The sequence below is a fragment of the Caballeronia sp. genome (assembly GCF_049581465.1).
Taxonomy (GTDB): domain Bacteria; phylum Pseudomonadota; class Gammaproteobacteria; order Burkholderiales; family Burkholderiaceae; genus Caballeronia.
Genome location: NZ_JBAUSA010000420.1, coordinates 1 through 2,476, shown reverse-complemented (window position 1 = coordinate 2,476; position 2,476 = coordinate 1). Strand labels below are relative to the sequence as shown.

2 protein-coding genes are annotated in these 2,476 nt (G+C 60.9%); one reads left to right on the top strand and one right to left on the bottom strand.

Annotation, left to right across the window (positions count from 1 at the left end):
* The coding region (gene cobA, locus WCA53_RS10520; protein ID WP_423908842.1) for a uroporphyrinogen-III C-methyltransferase at window positions 1–536 on the bottom strand (536 nt) is incomplete at its 3' end.
* Between the two features lie 557 nt (window positions 537–1,093).
* Between cobA and WCA53_RS10515 the strand changes: the two genes are divergently transcribed.
* Window positions 1,094–2,422, top strand: a complete 1,329-nt coding sequence (locus WCA53_RS10515; RefSeq protein ID WP_423908839.1) for an MFS transporter — start codon at window positions 1,094–1,096, stop codon at window positions 2,420–2,422.
* Window positions 2,423–2,476 lie beyond the last annotated feature (54 nt).

Genomic DNA, 2,476 nt, shown 5'->3' with positions numbered 1-2,476 from the left:
GCGCAGATACTGTCGATCCGCTTCATGCCCATATAGATAACCAGTGTCGTACCGGTTGCGGCGAGCGCGGTCCAGTCGGGTTCCTTGTGGTCCTGCTTGTGCGCGGTGACGAACGTGACTCCCGGGCAATGGTCGCGATGCGTGAGCGATATGCCCAAACTCGCCGCTGCTGCAAAACCCGACGAAATGCCGTTGATGATCTCGACCGGAATTCCGGCGCGCCGGAGTTCGGCCAGTTCTTCGCCCGCCCGTCCGAACAGCAACGCGTCGCCGCCCTTCACGCGCACGACATACATTCCCTTCGATGCGTATCGGAGCATCAACCGCTGAATGAACGCCTGGGGCGTCGACTTGCAGCCGCCGCGTTTGCCGACCCTTATAACGCGGGCACGAGGCGCGAGCGTCACGATGTCAGGATTGACAAGCTCGTCGAGCAAGAGGATTTCCGCGCCCGCGAGCGCCTTGGCGGCTTTGATCGTGAGGAGGTCGAGGTCGCCGGGACCAGCGCTCAGCAAAGTGACTCGGCCGTGGGTCATGGTGAGATCCTTTCGCGGGCTAACGAATGTTGACAGTCAAAAAAAACGTCCGCTCGTGACTCTGCACGGGCGGACGCCGTTGTCCGATATTGCGGGGGTCTTTGCTTCGTCGTGACGCGACGTCGTTGCCGCGCACCACGATGTATATGCAAATTCCAGGCCAGTCGCGAAACGTAACGCGTGCAACGAACATATTGGTTGCGAGGGGACGAGTTGGCGTACCTGCGCACCTTCGGGATCAGGCGTATCGCGCGATGCATGCCGCACGCCCGCAGTGCTGCGTCGCACCAACGGTGTGCCCGCCGCATCAAAATGCGTCGCACGAAAAATGGGCAGCGCAAAGCTAAACCCCGCTTAAGCCCCGTCACGCGAGGCTTAGCGCGTTGGCTTTCCGCATGGCACGCCTATTGCATTAGGTACATGGTCGGATCAACGGCGATCCAACGATTTCGTTAAGCACAGCAGTAACCTGAATACTGATTTTGGACAACGGCGTCCCCTGAACCTGGTCATTCGACTGGGCTTCACGGGACGCCTTGTCGTTTACCGGGACGAACATGACCGACAAAGCCACACGCATAGATCTCTTTAGCCTGAGCACGCCGCCTATGCGCGCTTTCCATCTCACGTGGATGGCCTTCTTCGTTTGCTTCTTTGCGTGGTTCGCGTGCGCACCGTTGATGCCGCTGATCAAGCAGCAGTTTCACCTCACCGTCGATCAGGTCGCGAACATCAACATCGCGGCGGTTGCCGCGACCATTCTCGCGCGTCTTGTGATTGGTCCAATGTGCGATCGGCTCGGACCGCGCAAGGTCTATTGCGGCTTGCTGGTCCTGGGCGCGTTGCCGGTCCTCGGTGCGGCCATGGCGACCGGTTACGAAAGTTTCCTCTGGTGCCGTCTCGCCATCGGTGCAGTGGGCGCGAGCTTTGTTATTACGCAGTACCACACATCGGTGATGTTCGCACCGAACGTCGTGGGTACGGCCAATGCTGCAAGCGCGGGCTGGGGTAATGCGGGCGCCGGCGCCGCGCAGGCACTGGTCCCGATGATGCTCGGCGGCGTCATGTTATTCGGCGTCGCGGAGGCGTCGGCGTGGCGGATTGCGTTGATCGTGCCTGCGCTCGCCATGCCGCTCATGGCGATCCTGTACTGGCGCTATACGCAGGATTGCCCGCAAGGCGCGTTTTCGGATTTGCGCGCGCGCGGCATTCCTATCGATGGCGGCAAGAAGGGCAGCCTCGCGAGCTTTCTCGCGGCTTGCTCGAACTATCGGGTGTGGATGCTGTTTTGCACCTACGCCGCGTGCTTCGGCGTTGAAGTGTTCATCCATAACATTGCTGCGATCTATTACGTCGATCACTTTCATCTTTCGCTCAAAGGCGCGGGGATTGCGGCAGGCAGCTTCGGCTTGCTCGCGCTGTTCGCCCGTGCGCTAGGCGGCTGGCTGTCGGACAAGGCAGCAGCGCGCAGTGGCTTAGGCATTCGCTCGACGCTGCTGTTCGCATTGATCGCAGGCGAAGGGCTTGGCCTCATGTGGTTCTCGCACGCGGACAGCGTCGCGATCGCGGTTGTCGCGATGCTCACGTTTGGCCTCTTCACGCACATGGCATGTGGCGCGACCTACGCGCTGGTTCCGTTCATCGACCGTAAGGCGCTGGGCGGCGTGGCAGGGGTTATCGGCGCGGGCGGAAATGTGGGTGCGGTCGCAGCGGGATTCTTGATGAAAGGCATGGGCAGCGTTCAGCAAACGCTTGGGATGCTGGGTGTAGTCGTTACGGCTACCGCGCTGTGCGCGCTCGCCGTGCGCTTCAGTCCCGAACACAAGGCAAGGGAAGCGGCGCTGCGCGACCTCGCGCTGGGTGCTAACAACAGCGTTGCAAACTAAAGGGCTTCTGCCATGAAAATCGTCGTCATCGGTCACGGAATGGTGGGCCATAAA

What these genes read in the sequence shown, in the direction of transcription:
- WCA53_RS10515 (WP_423908839.1), top strand. Translation starts at nt 1,094, where the DNA reads ATGACCGACAAAGCCACACGCATAGATCTCTTTAGCCTGAGCACGCCG.